Raw genomic sequence first — 20,676 nt, forward strand, 5'->3', positions numbered from 1 at the left:
TATGGCTTTTATTAGTAGAATATTTACTAATAAAACTATTAGAGCAGGTGGAATATTTGCTTTTTTTTCATTTCTAAATCAAGGCCTCAATTTTTTGCTGCTTTTGATTCTATCATGGTATATTTTACCTTCTTCTTATGGTCAGCTTAATTTATTCTATACAGGAGTATCTGTCGTCTCTGTTTTAATATCTTTGTCTTCTCAAGGTATTTTGGGAGTCAAGTATTTTAAAGTTTCACGAGTAGTTCTATTACAATATATCAAATCAATATTATTGAGTACTAGCTTAATGGCACTAGTATTCTTATTTGTCTCACTAGTATTCTATGATTTTATTGAGCAGACTATAAGTCTTAGTCTCACCTTTCAATTGATATGTATTTATATATGTTTTGTGTCAGTTATATATGCACTATTAACAGATATATTTCGTTTAGAGGAGAAGCCTATTTCATATGGTATTCTTACAACTATTAATACCTTAGTAAATGTTGTTTTTTCTCTTTATTTTGTCATAACTCTTCATCTAGATTGGACTGGAAGGATATGGGCAAATGTTGTTGCTGAGACAATATTATTCATAGTTTCGATATGGTTATTGATTACTAAGCGGTATTTTATATTTGGTTTCCCTACTCAAAAGATTTTTAAGGAGACGTTAGCTTTTAGTATTCCTCTTATTCCTCACAACCTAACAGGATGGCTTAGACAAGGGATGGATAGGTTTATTATTAATGCACATTTCTTACCATCTTTAGTTGGGTTATTCAGTTTTGCATGCAATTTTGCTAATATTATTAGTATTGCAGGTACAGCTTTCAATCAATCTAATTCTGTTTTGATTTACAAAACATTATCCACAGATACTGAAGTTGGTCGGACTTATTTGAGGAAACAGACCGGAATAATGTTTTTCGTATTTTTAGCATTGACCTCTTTGATTATAATTAGCTGTATTTTATTTTTACCTTTTATTTTTCCACATTATAGGCAATCAATCAAATTTTTAGTTCCTTTATGTTTTTCCGCTTTTTTTCAATGTGTTTATTTATTATTTACTAATTTCTTATTCTATTTTCAGAAGACAAGGCAATTGATGGCAATAACATTTACAATTTCTATTGTACATCTCATATTGTCATTAGTATTTACACCGTATTCTGTATTATTAACAGCTTATATTTCGCTGTTTTCTTCATTTTTGCAGGCATTAATTGTGTTCTTATATTCACGGAGATTATATAAACTTTTTTAGGGACTAATAAATTATTATATCAATGATATATATAGTTACATATATTATTATAACTCTCTCAATGGTCTATTTCAACAGTATAGATCGTAAGGCTACTGTCTCATGGCTGTTATCTGTTATTATTATTTTAGGACTAATAGTGGGATTGGCTGATATGTTAGGTGGTTATGATAGATATATCTATTGTGATTTATTTGATTCTTGCGTAGATATGTTGATTGATGGGCAAAGTCTTTTATTGCAAGATAATGTATTAATGCAGTCAGACTATGAGTTTGCTTATGTATATTTAAATATTCTTATAGCACACATTACAGATAACAGATATATATTTGTATTCATTGTCACTATTATCATCTATACGTTACTCTTTAATTCTTTTAGGACTTATTTTGATGACTATCCAATGGCGATGGTCTTATTCCTAGCTTTATATTTCTTTTTTACATTCACGTATTTACGCCAAAGTTTAGCTGTTGCTTTCTCTTGGTTCTCTTATCGTTATGTAATTGAGAAGCGTTTTTTCCCATTCTTTATATGTGCTTTTCTTGCATATAAATTTCATAATTCTGCAATAATATTTTTCCCTTTATATTTTATTCCGGCAAAAAAGTTTTCTAGAGGGACTATTTTATGGGTTGTATTGATCGCTTTTATTATTGGCATTACAGGAATTACTACTAAATTATATGGAATGTATGGTGAAATGACGGATACTGTTCATCGAGTTAGTCAATATGAAGAAGCTGGCAATGACTTTAGAATAGAATACGTAATAGAAGTAATTGTGTTTCTTTATTTCATATTAAAGCGATACGATAAAATTCCTAGTGAACGTTATCATTTAGTGTTTCTTAATTCAAGTCTTGTATTCTTTACAATTCTATTGCTGTTTGTGAAATCTGCTACTGCAGGACGTCAAACATGGTATTACATGTTAGGGCTTATCTATACGTTAAATTATATTACTTCAGGGAAGTCTAAGACAGCTAGAAACTACAGACTGATGGTATATATAGTCTGTACACTTCTCTTTTTGCGTATAGTATACTCGTGGGGTGAAATGCTTAATCCATATAAGACTTTTTTGACAAATGGTTCAAGAGAGAATGATCATATTCATGATAGTTATGAATACGATTCTAATTATGATAGGGATAAATTTTATAGATTAATAATCCATTTAAAATAACTAGGATAATTGATGAATCAAGTGACATCTAAAACAATTACTGCAATACGATTTCCCATGATGGTTTTTGTCGTAATATTACACACGTTTATTATTGATCGTCCTATTTCTGGTGTCATTTATGTTCCTAGAGGAAAGTTTGGCGGCTTTGATATCTTCCAACAACTTATTCAGAATGAAATATGTACGGTAGCTGTTCCGATGTTCTTTTTTTTATCAGGTTTTCTTTTTTTTAATGGCATACAAAGTTTTGATATAAAACAATTTCAAATTAAACTTAAAAAGAGGTTTTTCTCACTCTTTATCCCATATATGTTATGGAATATTATTTTTCTTTTTTTTGTATGTATGGTTGGTTTTTTTTATCCAGCTCTTCTAACTTATAAGAAAACAATATTTCAAATGAGTATATTTGAGATCTTATTTACTTTTTGGGAGTCTAGCCAAGGGCTTCTTCCCTTGTGGTTCTTAAGAGATCTTATGATAGTCAATTTATGTTCTCCTATAATTTATTTGATGTTACGTTCTAAACACAGTAAAGTTTTTTTGTTTGTTTTTGCTATGTTATATATAATTCCTACCAAGGTTCATTTTGTACCTGGGATTGGAATGCGGTGTGCTTTTCCGTATATGTTTGGAGCTTGGTTTAGTATAAATAACAAGGATTTTATTGCTTTTTTTAAGAAGTATTCTCTTTTGTGGTTGATTTTATCAGTATTGTTGATAGTTGCCTGTTTTGTTGTTTGGAACTATCACAATTATATCTTTATAATCGATAAGGCTAAAGATCTTTCGCTAGTCATTAGTTTTTTATTGTTAGTAGCTTTTGTTGTGAAGAAGCATATAATTCTAGTTTCTCCTTTATTGGCAGACGCTTCTTTTTTTGTATTTGTCTTTCATATGTTTATCATTCATATTCCTTTAAAGCTTTGGATATATATTTTTCCAGTAAATGGTTGGACTGCAAGTTTATGTTTGATTCTTATACCGCTTGTTATTTCGTATACTTGTGTACTTGTCTATATTTTCTTTAAAAGACAGATACCTTATGTTTCTAATCTTTTAATGGGAAAAAGATAGGTATTCATCAATTCTGGTCTTAAATATTTTTTGTATGAAAATAATTGCAATTACAGTTGTTACTCCGGCATCAGAGAATATTCGTGGTACTTCTGCTTTACCTTACCATCTAATTAAAAATAGAGGAGAGAATGTAGACATTATCATTTACTCATTCAATCATAATCAATTGCCCGAGAAAAAAATAAAAGAAGTAGAAGATGAATTAAACTGTAAGATAATCATACTTCCCATTCCTTGGTGCATCTCCTTTCTCATTACTTCTTTCTTAGGATTATTAGTGCGTTTCTTGTTACCTTATCCTCCACTATATTATCTGAGGCTTCCTAAGAAAAATCGTATTGAAATACTTAATAGTTGTGCAGATGCAGTGATTGTTTATGGAGAAGAGTTATCGCAGATAACTTCCCAACTTAATAATTATTTTAGATGTATACATATATTACCAGACTGTGAATCACTTTTCTATATACGTTTACTACAGGAACGATATCTTATAAATGGTATAACGCGTCTCAAATCTCAATTGATGTTGCGTAAATTTGTTAGAATGGAAAAAACTTTTGGAATAGAAAATATTTCTTACTATTTAGTTGGTGATGCTGATGCAAAAAGATTAAAGATGTTGAAACCAGCATTAGATGTACATTTCTTTAGACATCCACATTATATGGTTATGGACGAGCATAGGGAGATAGTTTTCCATGCAAATAAAATTAAATTACTTATTGCGGGGCAGGCAAATTTATATATGAAGTATGGAGCAGAGAAAGTTTGTGAGGGATTGTGTCATTCATCTTTCTTAAATAAATATTACCATATCACATTTCTGGGGCATGGGTGGAATAAATGTATTAATCAATTATTGCAGAAAGGCTTTGAAGTACAGTCTCTTGATTATGTCGATAACTATATAGAGGAAATATGCAAGCACGATATTCAACTAACTCCTATAGTGATTGGTACTGGAACGAAAGGGAAAGTTCTTGATGCAATGGCTAATGGTCTCCTTCTTGTAGGAACTCCATACTCTTTAGAGAATATAGCAATAAAGAATAACTATTCTTGTTTAGAGTATTATACTGTGGACGAATTAATATCTTCTTTAGTAAAGATAGTTGATGATAGGAAAGTTTATGAGAGGATTGCAGAAAATGGTAGGAGAACTGTCTTACAAAATCATAATGCTAATAGCTTTTGGGGTGAAGTATTAGCTAACTATTATCAAAAACTAAGAGAATGATAATTACAATTTTCACCCCTACGTATAATAGGGGAGCTCTTTTGGAGAGGTTGTATGATAGTTTATGTCAGCAGGATTATCATAATTTAGAATGGCTCATAGTAGATGATGGTAGTACAGATAATACAGAGACTGTTATTTCAAATATCAAAGATAAAGGTAGGCCTCCATTCCCTATAAGATATTATAGAAAGGAAAATGGTGGTAAGCATACTGCAATAAATTTAGGAGTGAAAGAAGCGAAGGGTGAACTCTTTTTTATAGCTGATTCTGATGATTTTTTAGCCCATGATGCCCTTCTTCTTCTTGAAGAGCAATGGAAAAAAATAGAGTGGAATAAAAACTTTGCAGGACTTTGCGGACTAGATACGTATGTAAATAGAGACAGAATAGGGTCTGGATTGCCTATGGAAACGATAGCATGTAATACAATGGATATTCGTTATAGACATCATGTTACTGGAGATTTGAAGGAGGTTTTTAGGACAGATATTCTTCGAAAATATCCATTTCCAGAGATTGAAAGAGAAGTTTTTTGTCCGGAGCAATTGGTGTGGTTTAGAATTGGGCAGAAGTATAAATTGTATTATTTCAACAAGGTTATATATTGTGTTGAGTATCAAGTTGATGGTATTACTGCAACGATTGTTAAGGCAAGGATGAATAGTCCAGTATGTTCAATGATGACATACCAAGAGATGACAGAATATGATATACCTTTTGTTCAGAAGATAAAAGCTGCAATCAATTATTGGAGATTTAGATTTTGTTTAACACAGTCAGAATTGACTTATCCTAAGCTAAAATATTATTGGAATTTGATGATGCCTATTGGATGGCTGATGCATTTAAGAGATTTACAGCTAATTAAGAAATAATGGAGATAGTATTAGACCCACGTCTTAAATTCAATTATGCTTCTTGGTATTTATTAGGGATAGAGCGCTTCTATGGCAAGCGATGTATTCATTATGATGTAGAACCGTTTAAAAATCTTCCTTATCATAAGATAAGGGATTATAATAGTGGTTTTGCTTTTCTATGTAAGGATGCTAAAAAGGTTGTGAAGATATTTGTTGATACAGAAGATGTTGCCAAGGTATTTCCAGAAAGATATGAATGGTGTGACATATATGGAATGGTAAATCCTACGAAAAAGCAAATAGAAACTTTTGATAAAATTATAGCAATTGGTCCAGCATGTGGCGTGACTCTCTCGGTAAGAATACAAAATATAGTATTGTCTTTAATGAGGTATTGCCAAGGGAGTAAGTATAATTCAATCCCATATAAGAATTATCTTAGAGACTATCTATATACAAATATCCGTCGTCGACCGCTTGAGTCTTATGAACTTCCTGTTAATATTAAAGAAAATTATATATTTCATGCTTCAACTCTTTGGTATAATCAGTTTGCTGCAACGGATACGAATAAATATAGGGGAGAATTCTTGAAAGTATGCCAAAAGGCCGGATTGGAGATTGAAGGTGGGTTATTTTATGTAGAGGGGAGAGATGTATTGGCAGAAATGCCTGATTATCCGAAATATAAAGAGATATACAAGGAATTTATTTATGATAAGCGTTTGTCAATGGATGATTATATTTGGAAGACAAAGCAAAGTGTCCTTGTATTCAATACACCAAGTGTTTGTGAATGTCATGGATGGAAGTTGGCAGAATATTTATGTATGGGTAAAGCTATCATCTCAACACCGCTGAAACGTGAAATGCCTGGTAGGGGACTAATACATGGGGAAAATGTACATTTCGTTCATCATGCTGATGAAATATATGATGCGGTAATTAAGATTTCTCACGATAAAGAATATCGTAAGAAGCTAGAACGTGGTGCGCGGGCTTATTATGAGCAATGGCTTGCACCTGAGGTAGTTATGAAACGGATGATAGATAAGGCTTTTAAAGCGGGTAATAATTTCCATGAATAAGGGTTGTGATTTGTTTACTTGCAATTGCTTGCGGATTTTAGTATCTTTGCATAAAGGGTAATATGCGAATATTACAAGTTATTACCTCGCTCCTTATTGGTGGGGCGGAACATTTGGTGGTTCAGTTAGTGGGGCGGCTACGTGAACAAGGTATAGAAACAGATGTGTGCCTGTTTGATGGTGAACGAACTTCGTTTTATGAAGAGTTGGAGAGCACGGGATGTAAAATTTATAGTCTTTCTGATGGGGCTAATTTTTATGACTTAAGGTATATTCCTCGATTACGGCGTATTATGCGTAACTATGATATTATTCATACGCACAATTCAGCTCCACAACTTTTTGTGGCAATAGCTAATATTGAGCTAGGGAAAAAACTTATAACAACTGAGCATTCTACTAATAATCGGAAGCGGGGTAATCCCTTTTATGCTGTTATCGATAAATGGATGTATGGCCGATATGAAAGGATAGTATGTATCTCGGAAGTGGCTCAAAAGAAACTTGCGCAATATTTGGATGAACCGAGGGAAAATCTAACAGTTATTAATAATGGTGTGGATGTATATGCCTTTCATCATGCAAAACTGATAGTCCCGACTATGCATGACGGAATATTCGTCACTGTTATGGTGGCGGGATTTCGTGAAGCAAAGGATCAGGACACAGTTATTAGAGCCATGGAGCTGTTGCCAGAGAATTATCATTTGTGGTTGGTTGGCGATGGGGTACGTAGAATTGAATTAGAAAAAGAGATAGAGGAAAGACATGTCGGTGATAGAGTTAAATTGTGGGGAATACGCTCGAATATAGCTCAAATATTAAAGTCTGCTGATGTTGTTGTCATGTCTTCACATTGGGAGGGGCTTTCTCTCTCAAATATTGAAGGGATGGCTGTAGGTAAACCATTTGTTGCTTCTGATGTTGATGGATTGCGAGAGGTTACAAAGGGTTATGGAATCCTTTTTCCGCATGGTGATGCTCAAGCCTTAGCTGATATAATCCGCCAATTACATGACGACCCTATATATTATAATATGGTGGCAAAAGCATGTTATCAGCGTGCTTGCCAGTTTGATATAAGTAAGACCGTGGAAAGATATATTAGAGTGTATCGTGATGTGTTTACATTGAATTGACACGGATATTATCACGACCAAGTATGGAGTCTTGTAGTGGTTCTCGTTGCAAAAGTTGGAATTAAAATGGAGAAAAGAAAACTAATCCGTGTAACAACATCTGATATCAGCCTTGAATCTCTGATTAAGGGACAATTGAAGTTTCTGAGTAATGAGTTTGAGGTGGTAGGGGTCTCGAATAATACCGGTATGTTACAGATGATAGGTGAACGTGAGGGTATTCGGGTGATAGAGGTGCCGATGCATCGTGAGATTTCTTTAAAGGATGATGTGAAGTGCTTGTGGGTGTTATATCGTCTGTTTAAGAGAGAGAGCCCGGATATCGTTCATGCCAATACGCCCAAAGGAAGTTTACTCTCAATGCTAGCTGCAAGATGTGCTCGTGTGCCTCATCGTATTTATACGGTTACGGGACTGCGCTATCAAGGGGCTAAAGGATTGTTTAGAGATATACTTATGGGTATGGAGCGTATTACTTGTTGGGCTGCTACTAAAGTGATTCCTGAAGGGCAAGGAGTTCTACATACTTTACAGAGTGATAAAATTACGAAGAAATCATTGAGCGTGATATATCATGGAAATATTAACGGTATTGATACGGAATATTTCTCGCGTGAGGTAACTGTTAAACATTTAAAGCAAAGTGTGGAATTCAAGGAAGATATTCCTACTGATGTGGTTAGAATGCGTGTTCGCCAATCGCTTGGATTAGCAGATGATGATTTCGGTTTTATCTTTATTGGGCGTATTGTAAGGGGGAAAGGGATGCATGAGTTAGCAAGTGCAATGAAGAAATTTTCACTGGAGAATATACATTGCAAATTAATTCTTGTGGGTAACTTTGAAGAGGAATTAGACCCTTTGCTATCGGAAGATATGGAATTCTTTACTCATGATCAAAGTGTTAAGTTTGTAGGGTATCAAAATGATGTCAGACCTTATTTGTTTGCGGCTGATGCCTTGGTATTCCCAAGTTATCGGGAAGGATTCCCTAATGTTGTATTACAGGCTGGGGCTATGGAGCTTCCTTCCATAGTGACAGATATTAATGGTTGTAATGAAATTATAGAGGATAACATCAATGGCATCATCATACCAAGTAAGGATGTGGAGGCTTTGTATATGAGTATGAAATATTTTATGGAACATATTGAAAAGATAAAGCAAATGGGGATTTATTCCCGACCACTCATCTGTAAACGATATGAGCAACAAGATGTGTGGCATGCGTTAAGTGAAGAATATAGAAGGGTTTTATCTAAATAAGTTAAGATTGTGTATAAGTTCTTTTTTAAACGACTTATAGATTTTAGTATAGCATTGATAAGTCTGATTTGTATAAGTCCTATTTTATTGATTATTACAATATGGCTTTATTTTGCGAATAGAAAGAGTGGTGTATTCTTTTTACAAGATAGGCCAGGGAAGAATGGGAAAATCTTTAAAGTTATCAAGTATAAGACCATGACGGATGATAGGGATGAGCGGGGGGAGTTGTTGCCCGATGAGGATCGATTGACAAAGGTCGGTCAATTTGTACGTTCTACTTCGATAGATGAACTTCCACAATTGGTTAATGTATTAAAAGGTGATATGGCACTAATTGGTCCTCGCCCATTGTTAGTACAATATTTGCCTTTGTACAGTGAGAGGCAGGCTCGTCGCCATGAGGTTCGACCGGGAATAACAGGATGGGCACAATGCCATGGACGTAATGCTATTTCATGGACAAAGAAATTTGAGTATGATGTATGGTATGTAGATCATATTTCTCTTAAAACAGATCTAAAAATATTGTATTTAACTCTGGTATCTATACTTAAGCGGGAAGGTATATCTGCGGAAAATAATGTAACAATAGAGGATTTTAATGGACACAATTAAGCATATGTTATATAATACTCCTTGTTTTATTCTTGATGAAGTAGAATTTAAAAGGAATGTTGATGGGTTTCGACTTGCGCTTAATCACTATTTCACAAATGGGCTAATAGGCTTTTCTGTTAAGACTAATTCTTTTCCTTATTTGCTGAAATTAGCAAAAGATTGTGGATGCTATGCAGAGGTGGTTTCATACTCGGAATATGAATTAGCCTTGATGTGTGGATTTGCTAAGGACAAGATTATCTATAATGGTCCTATGAAATCAAAAGAGTCTTTTCTTGATGCTCTAGAACATGGTGCAATAGTAAATATTGAAACAAAACGTGAAATAGAGTGGCTGAGGTTGTTAGATACGAATAAAGAATATCAAGTGGGGATTCGGCTGAATATAGATATTAGCCATATTTCTCCAGGGGATGCTAAATATGACAATGATGATAGCAGATTTGGATTCTCCGCAGAGAATGAGGAGTTCTTACTTGCATTAAAGAAAATATCCGAGATTTCTAATATTACAATAAAGGGACTTCATATTCATAGGACTTCAAAAACACGCAGTGTGAACTTTTATCAAAAGCTTGTACGATATGGGGCAGAAGTAATAGATAAATATCATTTAAAACTTCAGTATCTAGATATTGGAGGAGGGTATTTCGGAATCTTTGCTAATAAACCCACTTATGAAGATTATTGTAGTGCTATAGCTGAAGAACTAAAAAGACAAAAATTGGAGTATCTAAATATAATAGTAGAACCGGGAAATGCGCTTACAGCATCTGTATTTGAATATCATTCTTCAGTGATAGATACTAAACAGGTAGGGGAGACATTGTTTGTTACGACAGATGGTACACGTAATGATGTGGATCCTCTCTTTCAGAAATCTGATTATATAAAGGAATTAGTATACCATGGAAAGAATCAAGATATAGTAGCCCATCAAGTAATCACTGGGTGTACTTGCCTTGAGTTTGACCGCCTATTTGAGCTTTGTGAACAGCAGCGCTTAGATGTTGGTGATGAAATTATTTATAAGAATGTAGGTGCTTATACAATGTGTTTATCACCGTTATTTATTAGATATATCCCTAGAGTGTATTCAAAGGAATCGGGAGAATTATTAAGGCAAGAATGGACGGCACAGGAATATATTGCTCAATGTAAAATGTAATTGTAGATATAGATATAAATGGAAAAAAATATATTGTTTTGTAGTGTAGGTCGTAGAGCAACATTGTTACAGAATTTTAGAGAGTCAATGCGAGGTTGTGGTAAACTTGTTGCAACTGATTGTAGCCCAGTAGCTCCGGCATTATATTTTGCGGATAGCATTTATCGAGTTCCGCTTATTACGGATGAACATTATACAGAGGAAGTATTAGAAATTTGTAAAAGAGAAGATATTAAGGCACTTACAACTCTGATAGATCCTGAAATAGAAATAATGGCGAGACATGCTAGTGTGTATCGTAATCAGTCAATTTTGCCTCTTTGCCCAAATAAGGAGTCTGCCCATTTGTGTTTTGATAAGTATGAAATGTTTAAGTATTTTCAAAAGAAAGGAATAAGAACTGTACTTACTTATAATGATTTGGAAGTATTTAAGGAAGGCTTAAGTAAGGGCGAAATCTCCTTCCCGGTTTTTATGAAACCAATATCTGGTAGTGGAAGTGTTGGTGCACATCGTGTAGAAAACTTGGAGCAGTTGAAGAAAGACTGGAACGAAGGGCTTTTTACCTATATTATTCAAGAATTGATGGAAGAAGGGGACTGTGATGCTGATGTTTATGTAGATACGGAATCTCATCGCCCTGTTGCTATCTTTTCTAAAAAGAAAATCGAGACACGGATTGGCGGAGCAAGTAAAACCATCTCGTTTAAGGATGAAAAGCTCTTTGAATTTGTGGAACAGATTTGCAGCGCATTAGAGCTTAGTGGACCTTGTGATATGGATTTTTTTATGAAAGATGGAGAGTATTATCTTTCAGAAATTAATCCTCGCTTTGGAGGAGCTTATCTTCATGCTTATGGTGCAGGGGTTGATTTTATACAACTGATTCTTAATAATATAGACGGTAAAGAAAATAAGTCACTTATTGGAAACTACGATGAAGATATTTTGATGATGATGTATGATGCAGTAGTGATTCGAAAGAAAACAGACTTGTTGGAAGGAAATTTTTCGTTGTTATAGATTAAATGTCATTGTTATGCAAAAGCGAATTAATCTCTGCCTAGCTCATATGAGTGGCAATGAAATGAAATATATACAAGAGGCGTTTGACACAAATTGGGTAGTGCCTTTAGGGCCAAATGTGAATGCATTTGAGGAAGATCTGAGGCGGTTTGTTGTGTCGACAAGCAATGATGCATTGAAAGATCCGTACCTTAGAGAAACCTATCCGCAAACAGTAGAAGCGCATGAGAGTAATCCTGATAATTTGTGGTTGGAGAGCTTATCAGGACTGGAAAATAAACGGGTCGTGGCATTGGCTTCCGGTACGGCAGCTGTACATCTTGCGCTGATAGGTTTGGGTGTGAAAGTTGGCGACGAAGTGATTTGCCAGAGTCTTACCTTCTGTGCATCTTCACATCCTGTTACTTATCTTGGAGCTACGCCCGTATTTGTAGATTCAGAGGAAGAAACGTGGAATATGGATCCTGTATTACTAGATAAGGCAATCAAAGACCGAATAGCGAAGACTGGTTGTAAGCCAAAAGCTATTATCGTTGTTTATCTTTATGGTATGCCGGCTCGAATAGATGAAATCATGGCTGTGGCTCAAAAATATGATATTCCACTTATAGAAGATGCAGCCGAAGGTCTTGGTTCGCGTTATCATGGACAGGTGTGTGGAACGTTTGGCGAATATGGGGTATTGAGTTTTAATGGTAATAAGATGATAACCACGTCGGGTGGTGGTGCTTTAATATGTCCCGATGAGGCTAGTCGCAACAATATTATGTTCTATGCAACTCAGGCTCGTGAGGGGTATCCGTATTATCAGCATGAAAAGATAGGCTACAATTATCGGATGAGTAATATATGTGCGGGTATTGGACGAGGCCAGATGACAGTGCTTGATGAGCATGTTGCCCATCATCGGTACATTGCTGATTTATATGCCAAAGCTTTTGATGGAATAGACGGTATAACGTTTCATGGTAATCCTTCTTCAGAAATAGATTCTAACTTTTGGCTTAATACGATACTACTTGATCCAAGTCTTCAAGTTAGAGGACAAGGAAATGCATATAAGTCAACGGTGAAGGGGGCTGTAGGTGGAATTGCGGGAGTTATTCATTCTGTAGATAATGTTCATACAGATTGTGAACCTAATACCAATGTGGAAGCCATGCGCATCTGTTTGGACAATGTTGGTATCGAGAGTCGCCCACTATGGAAGCCTATGCATAAGCAACCTGTATACCGATATACTCCTGCTTATGTGAATGGAGTGTCTGAACAATTGTTTAAATGTGGACTATGTCTGCCTTCTGGTCCTTGTGTTTCTGATCAAGATGTAGAATGGATTGTTGAAACAATCAAGTCGTGTTTGTAAGCAAGGATGTTCTCCATGGTTACTGAAAATATGATTAATTAAATGGTGCGAGATATGAAGTTACTTGATAAACTAGTTAGTTGGTATTTTTCAAAAGATGCATTACCTTATTGGTGTGTGTTCATTATAGACTGTATTATTTGTTATTTATCTGGCTTATTTGTATTTTGGCTTTATTATAATGGAGCTGTGACGCTAGGTAATATCATCTTATTGACGAAGACTATATTTATGTATATGGTTTTCAACTTGATAGGTTTTAAGTTTTTTAGAACTTATACGGGTGTCATAAGATACTCTACTGTCACAGATTTAGTGAGAGTGGGATGTGCCATGTTCTTATCTTTGTTTGTAGCCGAGGTTATGCATTATGTTATTTATTATTGGCATTTGCATTTCATTAGGTTGCAAGGTCGCCAAATAGTTGCGATGTATCTTGTTGCAACGGTAGGAATGATGGCATTTAGAATGCTTGTAAAAACATTATATGAAGTGCTGTTTAGTTCTAACACTGGTATGCGCACATTCATATACGGTGTACAAAAGGGTGGTATCGGACTGGCTAAAAATATTAGAAATGAAAAGCCAGCCAGATTCCAACTAAAAGGGTTTATAGCTCCTGATGCTTATTTCTCTGGACGTAGGTTGTTGGGAGTGCGAGTGTATAAGAACGATGAAGACTTGATAGATGTATTGAAATCTATGAATGTTCAGGTTGTATTGGTCTCTCCATTACAGAATAAGGCGTTTCGTAGAGATGGAGCTTTGCAAGATAGATTGATACAAGCTAATATCCATATATATATGGTTGCTGAATCTGAGGAGTGGGCACCAGAAAAGAATACTGCAAGTGCACTCAAGGAAATCAGTATTGAAGACCTGCTACCGCGTAATGAGATACAGGTAGATATGGAAGCAATAGGCAGAATGATAACAGGAAAGAAAATTCTGATAACGGGTTCTGCTGGTAGTATCGGTAAGGGAATATTGAAGCAGATTGCAGTGTATCATCCTTCTGAATTGATGTTGATAGACCAAGCGGAAACTCCCCAGCATGACATTCGGTTGATGATGGCTCGCGATTATCCTAAGATTAAAGCGACTGTAGTAGTCGAAACGATAACCAATGAACACAGAATGGAATATATATTCAATAGGTTCAGACCTGATTATGTGTTTCATGCGGCAGCTTATAAACATGTACCTATGATGGAGGATAATCCTTATGAGAGCGTTTTGAATAATATTCGCGGTACGAAAGTCATTGCGGATTTGGCTGTCAAGTATGGTGTGAAGAAGTTTGTAATGCTTAGTACGGATAAGGCAGTCAATCCAACAAATGTAATGGGATGTTCTAAGCGCATTTGCGAAATTTATATTCAGTCGCTAGATAAGGCCATTAAGCAAGGGACGACAGAATCTTTGAAAGATAGAGTGACCCAGTTTGTGACGACTCGATTTGGAAATGTGCTTGGCTCAAATGGTTCTGTGATACCTCTTTTTGAAAAGCAAATCAAAGCAGGTGGACCACTGACGGTAACTGATCCCAATATTATCCGTTTCTTTATGTTGATACCAGAGGCTTGCAAGCTGGTGTTAGAGGCTGGTACCCATGGCAATGGAGGAGAGATATTCGTCTTTGATATGGGCGAGCCTGTGAAGATTGCAGATTTGGCAAAGCGTATGATATTGCTGTCCGGAGCACAAAATGTTCAAATTAAATATACAGGATTGCGTGAAGGCGAAAAGCTATATGAGGAAGTGTTATCAAAAGAAGAAGATACTTTACCTTCATTTAATCCCAAGATTCGTATTGCCAAAGTTCGACAATATGAATATGGCAATATCAATCAAGAGATTCTTAATCTGATAGATATAGCACAGACTTTTGATGATATGAAGATAGTTAAGAAGATGAAGGAATTAGTTCCGGAGTTTAAGTCAAAGAATTCTGTGTATGAGCAGTTAGACAACAACTAATGAATCAATCAAAATTACATCTCCATTTTCTACGTTTTGCGCTAGATACTGAGTATTCTCTACCAGCGTTAGATAAGTTAGATTGGAATGGATTGTACGAATTTGCTAATCGACATTCCATTCTTGGCATCTTGTATCAGGGATTGGAAAGATTACCTAAGGATAGTATTTGTCGTCCATCACGGCAACTCATTTTCAAATGGGTTGCAGCCGTAGATCAGATTAAACGAGCAAATATACAAGTAAATCAAGATGCTTGTCGACTGACAGAGGTGTTTAAACAGGATGGTATCCAATCATGTATACTAAAAGGACAGGCTAATGCCCGATTATATCCGACCCCTTTATATCGTATGCCAGGTGATATAGACGTTTGGACGGATATGAAAAGTGCCAAAGATATTGTTCGCTATGTGAAGCAAAAAGATATTATGTCCTCACCGGAATATCATCATATCGATTGGCCTAGCTTCGGTCGTACTCCTATTGAGGTTCATTATTTTCCCTCATTTATGGGAAATTTATACCATGAAATCCAATTAAGGCGCTATTTTGAGCAACAGAAAAGCAAACAATTTGAAAATTTTGTGGAACTTCCTAACACGTCTGGGCAAGGTATTTATGTTCTCAATTCCGATATGGATAGTGTATTTCAGCTCTCACATATTATGCATCATTTCTTTTTTGAGGGTATAGGACTACGACAAATCATAGATTATTATTATTTATTAAGATATGGTATTGCTCCAAAGGATAGGGAAAATATTGCTAAAACAATAAAAAAACTTCATCTGTTGAAATTTTCAAAGGGAATCATGTGGCTTATGCACGAAGTATTAGGACTGGATAAGCAATATTTGTACACGGAACCTGATGAGAATATAGGGCAACTTCTATTGGTAGAAATATTATATGCTGGGAACTTTGGACATTTTGATAGTCGCTATCATTTTGCTGGATTACCCCTTTACAAACAATATCTACTGGAGATAAAACGAAATTTAAGATTCAGTCGGTATTTCCCTTCGGAGGTTTTATGGGGGCGTCCTATAGCCCGTTTTTGGCATTCTGCATATAAGTATTATCTGAGAAGGAGTGTATAAGCCTCTCTCGTCAATCATATAATACCAAAAAGGCTGCTCCATAAGAGCAGCCTTTTTGGTATGTATAAATAGATGTTTTACTTTGCGTATGCCACAGAACGAGTCTCGCGGATAACGGTAATCTTTACTTGACCGGGATAAGTCATCTCGTTCTGAATCTTGGTAGCGATTTCGCTTGATAGCTTTTCACTTTCAGCATCGTCCATCTTATCGGCTCCAACGATGACGCGAAGCTCACGACCGGCTTGGATAGCATAGGTTTTAGTCACACCGGGATAGCTTAGTGCGATAGCTTCCAAGTCGTTGAGGCGCTTGATATAAGCTTCTACAATTTCACGACGAGCCCCCGGACGAGCCCCGGAGATGGCGTCACAAACCTGTACGATAGGAGCGAGGAGACTCTGCATCTCTACTTCATCGTGGTGAGCTGCGATAGCATTTACCACATCGGGCTTTTCCTTGTACTTCTCTGCTATCTTACCACCATATAATGCGTGGGGCAATTCGCTCTCCTCGTCTGGCACCTTACCAATATCGTGGAGCAGTCCGGCACGCTTTGCCTTCTTTGGATTCAAGCCCAACTCACTGGCCATAACAGCACAGAGATTGGCAGTTTCACGAGCATGTTGCAGCAAGTTCTGACCGTAAGAAGAACGGTATTTCATCTTACCAACGATTCTTACAAGCTCCGGATGTAGTCCATGAATACCTAAATCGATGGTTGTACGCTTACCGGTTTCAATGATTTCGTTGTCTAATTGCTTCTTGACTTTAGCCACAACTTCTTCAATACGCGCTGGATGAATACGACCATCGGCTACAAGTTGGTGAAGAGCAAGGCGACAAATCTCACGGCGAACAGGGTCGAATGCACTGATAACGATAGCTTCGGGCGTGTCATCTACGACAATCTCAACACCGGTAGCAGCCTCAAGGGCACGGATGTTACGACCCTCACGGCCAATGATGCGTCCCTTAACTTCATCGTTATCAATATGGAATACGCTGACGGAGTTCTCAATGGCAGTCTCGGTAGCAACGCGCTGGATAGTCTGAATGACAATCTTCTTGGCCTGCTGGTTGGCATTGAGCTTGGCTTCGTCCATGATTTCGTTAATATAGCTAGCAGCATCAAGCTTGGCTTGGTCTTTCAAACTCTCAACAAGACGATTTTTTGCTTCCTCTGCACTAAGGCCTGAGAGTTCTTCAAGCTTTGCTCGTTCAAGGTCTTGCATCTTCTCTAAGTCTTGTTGTTTTACCTGCAACAATTTCTTCTCATTGTCGATGCGCTGCTGGTTCTGGTCTACTTCTTGCTTCTTTCGGCCAAGTTCTTCCTGTCGTTGGTTCAGCGACAACTCTCTTTGCTTCAACTTATTTTCTATCTGCTGAATCTTCTGATTGCGCTGCTGAACCTCTTTTTCAAGTTCAGACTTCTTATTGAGGAATTTTTCTTTTACTTCAAGGAGCTTCTTTTCTTTGATTACTTCTGCGTCTTTTGTTGCTGAATTAATCATTTCCTTGTATTTCCCAGTCATTACATAACGGAAAAGAGTATACCCGATACAGCTTCCCGCCAGTAGAGCCACAATGGCTATAATAACTATTGTTGTCATGTGTATATATGTATATTTTTAGTGTTAGCTTCTCAAAACTACTTCAGCGCGTCTTCAATTTCAGAAGTCAATGTCTTGAGAACTTCACTAAAAGGAGCCGTATCGTTGCGATCGGCTTCTCGCTCATATCGTAAAGCTATGTCTATCAGTGCCATATACAAAATCTCCTTATCACTTTTACGGCCCTTGAAAACCTCAGCATAGGTATTTACCGTATCAGTGATAAGTTTGGCAGCATCTCTATACAGTTTCTCGTCGGCCCGAACAATGTTGACCGACATCTCTGTATCATAGACATGTAATCTGATATGTAGTTTCTCTTTGTTGTCTTCTTCCATCACGACTTGTTATTTTTCACTGAGCAGCGTGATACATTTATTTACCTCTCGAATTAATTTAGAAACTCGTTTACTAGCTTCTTCCATATCGCCATCGGTGATTTCTATCATCTTGGCCATCTTAAGGCTGTTGTAATTCCTTTCTGCTTGAGCCAGTTGGCTTTCCAACTGCTTGATACGCAAGTCCCTTTCGTCTACCATTGCATACAGATTATCGTTCTCCTTCTTGGTTTCAATGTATTGGAGAATCATCTGTCTGACACGTGTAGAAAAGAGAGATAGTATCTTCTCGTTAGCATCCATAGACTTACAATTTGGTTACAAATTTAATTGAATTAATCGGTTATTCCAAATAATACGTAAATTTTTATTTCTTATATTCGTCTGTATTGTTCGGTGATTCCTTTTTGGCCAGCATCACTACTTGGTAGACGAAGTCGGTAATCCATTTCTGTGAGAATCCCAGTCGCTTGTTGTACTGGCGAATAGTCAATACGGTTTTCATCACACCGGCATCGGTGTAGTCGTTTTTATTGAACACGTCGCTCACTGTTTTCTCTGTCATGCTGTAGATAGCGCGCTTGAAGAAGGAGGGGAGTCGGAGTTTGAACTTCATCAAATTGCCCATGAGCATCATCACGTCTTGTGTGAATCCTTGGAATTGGATGAGGTAAGTCTGCACGTCTTGTATCTTGTGGCAGTTTTTGCGGATGCTTTGGTCTATCTCTTTGAAGAATGTGTCATCAGTGTGATACAGCTCTTTGAGCATCTTCTTACACTGGTTACGCTCGCCAATACCGAGTTTGTTGTTGACTGTGGGCACGTGTAGGGTCGATTTAAACATGCGCAAGTCGGGGAGCATCGCTAGATTGTTGATACCAAGGTTGGCTGCAAGCGATGCTTGGAAATACACACGTACCAAGGTCATGTAGTCTTCCATTCCACCCACTTTGGCTGTACTATTCTTGCTTTTAAAAAGTTTAGAAAATATTCCCATCTTGTTGATTCTAATTGTGTTATTCTTGTTTGCTGCAAAGTTAGTGAAAGTTGAGCTAAAGACCAAAGGTTTCCTGTGGTTTTAGGTTGGTTCTTTGCATTAAAGAGCTAGTCTGTTTGGCTACTTGTAAATTCCTCGACTATCAGGTTGCAGTGTGATGGCAGTGATGCTGTATAGCTTTTTCAATTTTGCTGAAGCGTTTTTGCAGGGATGTTGGAGTGTCTTTGCAGTGAAATTCTAGTGATGTATTATAAAAAGAATATGCTCTGAATAAAAGTTTTTAAGTGAACACATGAATCTTTATGTATTTTTGTTTATCTTTGCGGCAAATTAGAGATTGAATAATCATTCGTTCAGTTTTTGGTATGAAGCAGTCTGGAAACAGAAATGACCTTATAAGAATTTTAGTTGCGATTGGCGACTTTTTTGTGTTGAATGTTACATTATGGGCATTTATAGTGCTTATGCCAAATTTTGTACCATCATTTTTCCATGTCGCAACAAAGATGACATTGCTGGTAGCCAACTTCTCGATGTTGGTTAGCCAAATGTTGTATCATACCATCATTCATTTGCGTAGGGTAAACTTTGAAGACGCATTGAGCAGGGTGTTCAAACTGAGTGCATGCCAAGCAGTAGTGATGTACGTGATGCTGAGAATGATAGGTGTGCAGGAGCAGGTCTTGTATTGTTTGCTACTGTTGTTCCCCGCGGTCTTCTTCTTTCTCATGGTAACACGTCTTATACAGCGAGTGTTGTTGAAGCATTATCGCCAAATGGGGCGCAACACGCGTACGGTGCTGTTTATTGGGCTGATGTATCCCATTATTGCTATGTGCATCAAATTACAGAGTCTGGGTTCTGTGCAGTTCAAACAACAACGTGCAGGACAGAATGGTCAGACCTTTAATTGCTTGAAATTCCGTTCCATGCACGTTAATGCAGATTCTGATAAGCAGCAAGCTACGAAGGATGATCCGCGAAAGTTTGCCTTTGGTAATTTCATGCGCAAGACAAATATTGACGAATTACCGCAGTTTTTCAATGTGTTGAAAGGAAATATGAGTATCGTTGGGCCTCGTCCACATATGCTTTACCATACAGATGTGTATCGTGATTTGATAGATAAATACATGGTTAGGCACTTTAGTAAACCCGGAATTACCGGTTGGGCTCAGATAACAGGTTTTAGAGGTGAGACCAAGGAACTGTGGCAAATGGAGGAACGTATTAAACGAGATATATGGTATATCGAACATTGGTCATTCTGGTTGGATATTAAGATTATCATGAAGACTGCAATAGGATTCATGATACCGGATAAACAAGCATATTAAT

Annotated in this window: 19 protein-coding genes; 15 read left to right on the top strand and 4 right to left on the bottom strand. The window is 36.6% G+C overall.

Features of this window, described 5'->3' with window-relative positions:
* The first annotated feature begins 1 nt into the window (after nucleotide 1).
* From HMPREF3034_RS02285 to HMPREF3034_RS02350, 14 genes are all read left to right on the top strand, one after another.
* Complete coding sequence (locus HMPREF3034_RS02285; RefSeq protein WP_062432819.1) at nucleotides 2-1,255, top strand: lipopolysaccharide biosynthesis protein; 1,254 nt, start codon at nucleotides 2-4, stop codon at nucleotides 1,253-1,255.
* A gap of 61 nt (nucleotides 1,256-1,316) precedes the next feature.
* Nucleotides 1,317-2,447 carry an EpsG family protein gene (locus HMPREF3034_RS02290; protein WP_082721671.1) on the top strand — a complete coding sequence of 377 codons (1,131 nt, stop codon included), beginning with the start codon at nucleotides 1,317-1,319 and terminating at the stop codon, nucleotides 2,445-2,447.
* 12 nt (nucleotides 2,448-2,459) lie between these two features.
* Nucleotides 2,460-3,527, top strand: a complete 1,068-nt coding sequence (locus tag HMPREF3034_RS02295) for an acyltransferase family protein (protein WP_062432822.1) — start codon at nucleotides 2,460-2,462, stop codon at nucleotides 3,525-3,527.
* A gap of 34 nt (nucleotides 3,528-3,561) precedes the next feature.
* On the top strand, nucleotides 3,562-4,770 hold the full coding sequence (locus tag HMPREF3034_RS02300; RefSeq protein ID WP_062432826.1) for a glycosyltransferase: 1,209 nt from the start codon (nucleotides 3,562-3,564) through the stop codon (nucleotides 4,768-4,770).
* Complete coding sequence (locus HMPREF3034_RS02305) at nucleotides 4,767-5,648, top strand: glycosyltransferase family A protein (RefSeq protein ID WP_062432829.1); 882 nt, start codon at nucleotides 4,767-4,769, stop codon at nucleotides 5,646-5,648. The genes HMPREF3034_RS02300 and HMPREF3034_RS02305 overlap by 4 nt, the downstream gene beginning before the upstream one ends.
* A complete protein-coding gene (locus HMPREF3034_RS02310) occupies nucleotides 5,648-6,721 on the top strand; it encodes a glycosyltransferase (protein ID WP_062432832.1) in 1,074 nt (357 codons plus the stop codon). Before HMPREF3034_RS02305 ends, HMPREF3034_RS02310 begins: the two co-directional genes overlap by 1 nt.
* A gap of 62 nt (nucleotides 6,722-6,783) precedes the next feature.
* Nucleotides 6,784-7,860 (top strand): glycosyltransferase, encoded by a 1,077-nt coding sequence (locus HMPREF3034_RS02315; protein ID WP_062432834.1) that lies wholly within the window; start codon nucleotides 6,784-6,786, stop codon nucleotides 7,858-7,860.
* Nucleotides 7,861-7,926: 66 nt separating this feature from the next.
* A complete protein-coding gene (locus tag HMPREF3034_RS02320; protein WP_062432837.1) occupies nucleotides 7,927-9,126 on the top strand; it encodes a glycosyltransferase family 4 protein in 1,200 nt (399 codons plus the stop codon).
* A gap of 9 nt (nucleotides 9,127-9,135) precedes the next feature.
* Nucleotides 9,136-9,744 (top strand): sugar transferase, encoded by a 609-nt coding sequence (locus tag HMPREF3034_RS02325; RefSeq protein WP_036898104.1) that lies wholly within the window; start codon nucleotides 9,136-9,138, stop codon nucleotides 9,742-9,744.
* Nucleotides 9,731-10,915, top strand: coding sequence for a type III PLP-dependent enzyme domain-containing protein (locus tag HMPREF3034_RS02330; protein ID WP_036898107.1), 1,185 nt, complete (start codon nucleotides 9,731-9,733; stop codon nucleotides 10,913-10,915). The genes HMPREF3034_RS02325 and HMPREF3034_RS02330 overlap by 14 nt, the downstream gene beginning before the upstream one ends.
* A gap of 18 nt (nucleotides 10,916-10,933) precedes the next feature.
* The gene (locus HMPREF3034_RS02335) at nucleotides 10,934-11,938 is read left to right on the top strand and encodes an ATP-grasp domain-containing protein (RefSeq protein WP_036898110.1); all 1,005 of its coding nucleotides are present in this window, start codon (nucleotides 10,934-10,936) and stop codon (nucleotides 11,936-11,938) included.
* A gap of 16 nt (nucleotides 11,939-11,954) precedes the next feature.
* Nucleotides 11,955-13,307, top strand: coding sequence for a DegT/DnrJ/EryC1/StrS family aminotransferase (locus HMPREF3034_RS02340; protein ID WP_062432841.1), 1,353 nt, complete (start codon nucleotides 11,955-11,957; stop codon nucleotides 13,305-13,307).
* A gap of 54 nt (nucleotides 13,308-13,361) precedes the next feature.
* The gene (locus tag HMPREF3034_RS02345) at nucleotides 13,362-15,287 is read left to right on the top strand and encodes a polysaccharide biosynthesis protein (protein WP_036898147.1); all 1,926 of its coding nucleotides are present in this window, start codon (nucleotides 13,362-13,364) and stop codon (nucleotides 15,285-15,287) included.
* A complete protein-coding gene (locus HMPREF3034_RS02350; RefSeq protein WP_062432847.1) occupies nucleotides 15,287-16,390 on the top strand; it encodes a nucleotidyltransferase family protein in 1,104 nt (367 codons plus the stop codon). The genes HMPREF3034_RS02345 and HMPREF3034_RS02350 overlap by 1 nt, the downstream gene beginning before the upstream one ends.
* A 77-nt stretch (nucleotides 16,391-16,467) precedes the next feature.
* Here the strand turns inward: HMPREF3034_RS02350 and rny are convergent, their stop codons facing one another.
* The 4 genes from rny to HMPREF3034_RS02370 all read right to left on the bottom strand — a co-directional run bounded on the left by rny (nucleotide 16,468) and on the right by HMPREF3034_RS02370 (nucleotide 19,338).
* Entirely contained in the window at nucleotides 16,468-18,003 is a 1,536-nt protein-coding gene (rny, locus tag HMPREF3034_RS02355; RefSeq protein ID WP_036897217.1) for a ribonuclease Y, read from the bottom strand.
* A 38-nt stretch (nucleotides 18,004-18,041) separates the two neighbouring features.
* On the bottom strand, nucleotides 18,042-18,341 hold the full coding sequence (locus HMPREF3034_RS02360) for a cell division protein ZapA (protein ID WP_036897215.1): 300 nt from the start codon (nucleotides 18,339-18,341) through the stop codon (nucleotides 18,042-18,044).
* A gap of 9 nt (nucleotides 18,342-18,350) precedes the next feature.
* Nucleotides 18,351-18,644, bottom strand: a complete 294-nt coding sequence (locus HMPREF3034_RS02365; protein WP_062432852.1) for a hypothetical protein — start codon at nucleotides 18,642-18,644, stop codon at nucleotides 18,351-18,353.
* A gap of 64 nt (nucleotides 18,645-18,708) precedes the next feature.
* Nucleotides 18,709-19,338 carry a hypothetical protein gene (locus tag HMPREF3034_RS02370; protein WP_062432856.1) on the bottom strand — a complete coding sequence of 210 codons (630 nt, stop codon included), beginning with the start codon at nucleotides 19,336-19,338 and terminating at the stop codon, nucleotides 18,709-18,711.
* Between the two features lie 365 nt (nucleotides 19,339-19,703).
* Here HMPREF3034_RS02370 and HMPREF3034_RS12205 point away from each other — a divergent pair, with 365 nt between their 5' ends.
* Nucleotides 19,704-20,675, top strand: a complete 972-nt coding sequence (locus HMPREF3034_RS12205; protein ID WP_082721666.1) for a sugar transferase — start codon at nucleotides 19,704-19,706, stop codon at nucleotides 20,673-20,675.
* Nucleotide 20,676 lies beyond the last annotated feature (1 nt).

Source organism: Prevotella sp. DNF00663, assembly GCF_001553265.1.
Lineage (GTDB): Bacteria > Bacteroidota > Bacteroidia > Bacteroidales > Bacteroidaceae > Prevotella.

Bases quoted from the DNA above. Each gene is read 5' to 3' on its own strand.
- HMPREF3034_RS02285 (WP_062432819.1), top strand. From the start codon at position 2: ATGGCTTTTATTAGTAGAATATTTACTAATAAAACTATTAGAGCAGGT.
- HMPREF3034_RS02290 (WP_082721671.1), top strand. From the start codon at position 1,317: ATGGTCTATTTCAACAGTATAGATCGTAAGGCTACTGTCTCATGGCTG.
- HMPREF3034_RS02295 (WP_062432822.1), top strand. From the start codon at position 2,460: ATGAATCAAGTGACATCTAAAACAATTACTGCAATACGATTTCCCATG.
- HMPREF3034_RS02300 (WP_062432826.1), top strand. From the start codon at position 3,562: ATGAAAATAATTGCAATTACAGTTGTTACTCCGGCATCAGAGAATATT.
- HMPREF3034_RS02305 (WP_062432829.1), top strand. From the start codon at position 4,767: ATGATAATTACAATTTTCACCCCTACGTATAATAGGGGAGCTCTTTTG.
- HMPREF3034_RS02310 (WP_062432832.1), top strand. From the start codon at position 5,648: ATGGAGATAGTATTAGACCCACGTCTTAAATTCAATTATGCTTCTTGG.
- HMPREF3034_RS02315 (WP_062432834.1), top strand. From the start codon at position 6,784: ATGCGAATATTACAAGTTATTACCTCGCTCCTTATTGGTGGGGCGGAA.
- HMPREF3034_RS02320 (WP_062432837.1), top strand. From the start codon at position 7,927: ATGGAGAAAAGAAAACTAATCCGTGTAACAACATCTGATATCAGCCTT.
- HMPREF3034_RS02330 (WP_036898107.1), top strand. From the start codon at position 9,731: ATGGACACAATTAAGCATATGTTATATAATACTCCTTGTTTTATTCTT.
- HMPREF3034_RS02335 (WP_036898110.1), top strand. From the start codon at position 10,934: ATGGAAAAAAATATATTGTTTTGTAGTGTAGGTCGTAGAGCAACATTG.
- HMPREF3034_RS02340 (WP_062432841.1), top strand. From the start codon at position 11,955: ATGCAAAAGCGAATTAATCTCTGCCTAGCTCATATGAGTGGCAATGAA.
- HMPREF3034_RS02345 (WP_036898147.1), top strand. From the start codon at position 13,362: ATGAAGTTACTTGATAAACTAGTTAGTTGGTATTTTTCAAAAGATGCA.
- HMPREF3034_RS02350 (WP_062432847.1), top strand. From the start codon at position 15,287: ATGAATCAATCAAAATTACATCTCCATTTTCTACGTTTTGCGCTAGAT.
- rny (WP_036897217.1), bottom strand. From the start codon at position 18,003: ATGACAACAATAGTTATTATAGCCATTGTGGCTCTACTGGCGGGAAGC.
- HMPREF3034_RS02360 (WP_036897215.1), bottom strand. From the start codon at position 18,341: ATGGAAGAAGACAACAAAGAGAAACTACATATCAGATTACATGTCTAT.
- HMPREF3034_RS02365 (WP_062432852.1), bottom strand. From the start codon at position 18,644: ATGGATGCTAACGAGAAGATACTATCTCTCTTTTCTACACGTGTCAGA.
- HMPREF3034_RS02370 (WP_062432856.1), bottom strand. From the start codon at position 19,338: ATGGGAATATTTTCTAAACTTTTTAAAAGCAAGAATAGTACAGCCAAA.
- HMPREF3034_RS12205 (WP_082721666.1), top strand. From the start codon at position 19,704: ATGAAGCAGTCTGGAAACAGAAATGACCTTATAAGAATTTTAGTTGCG.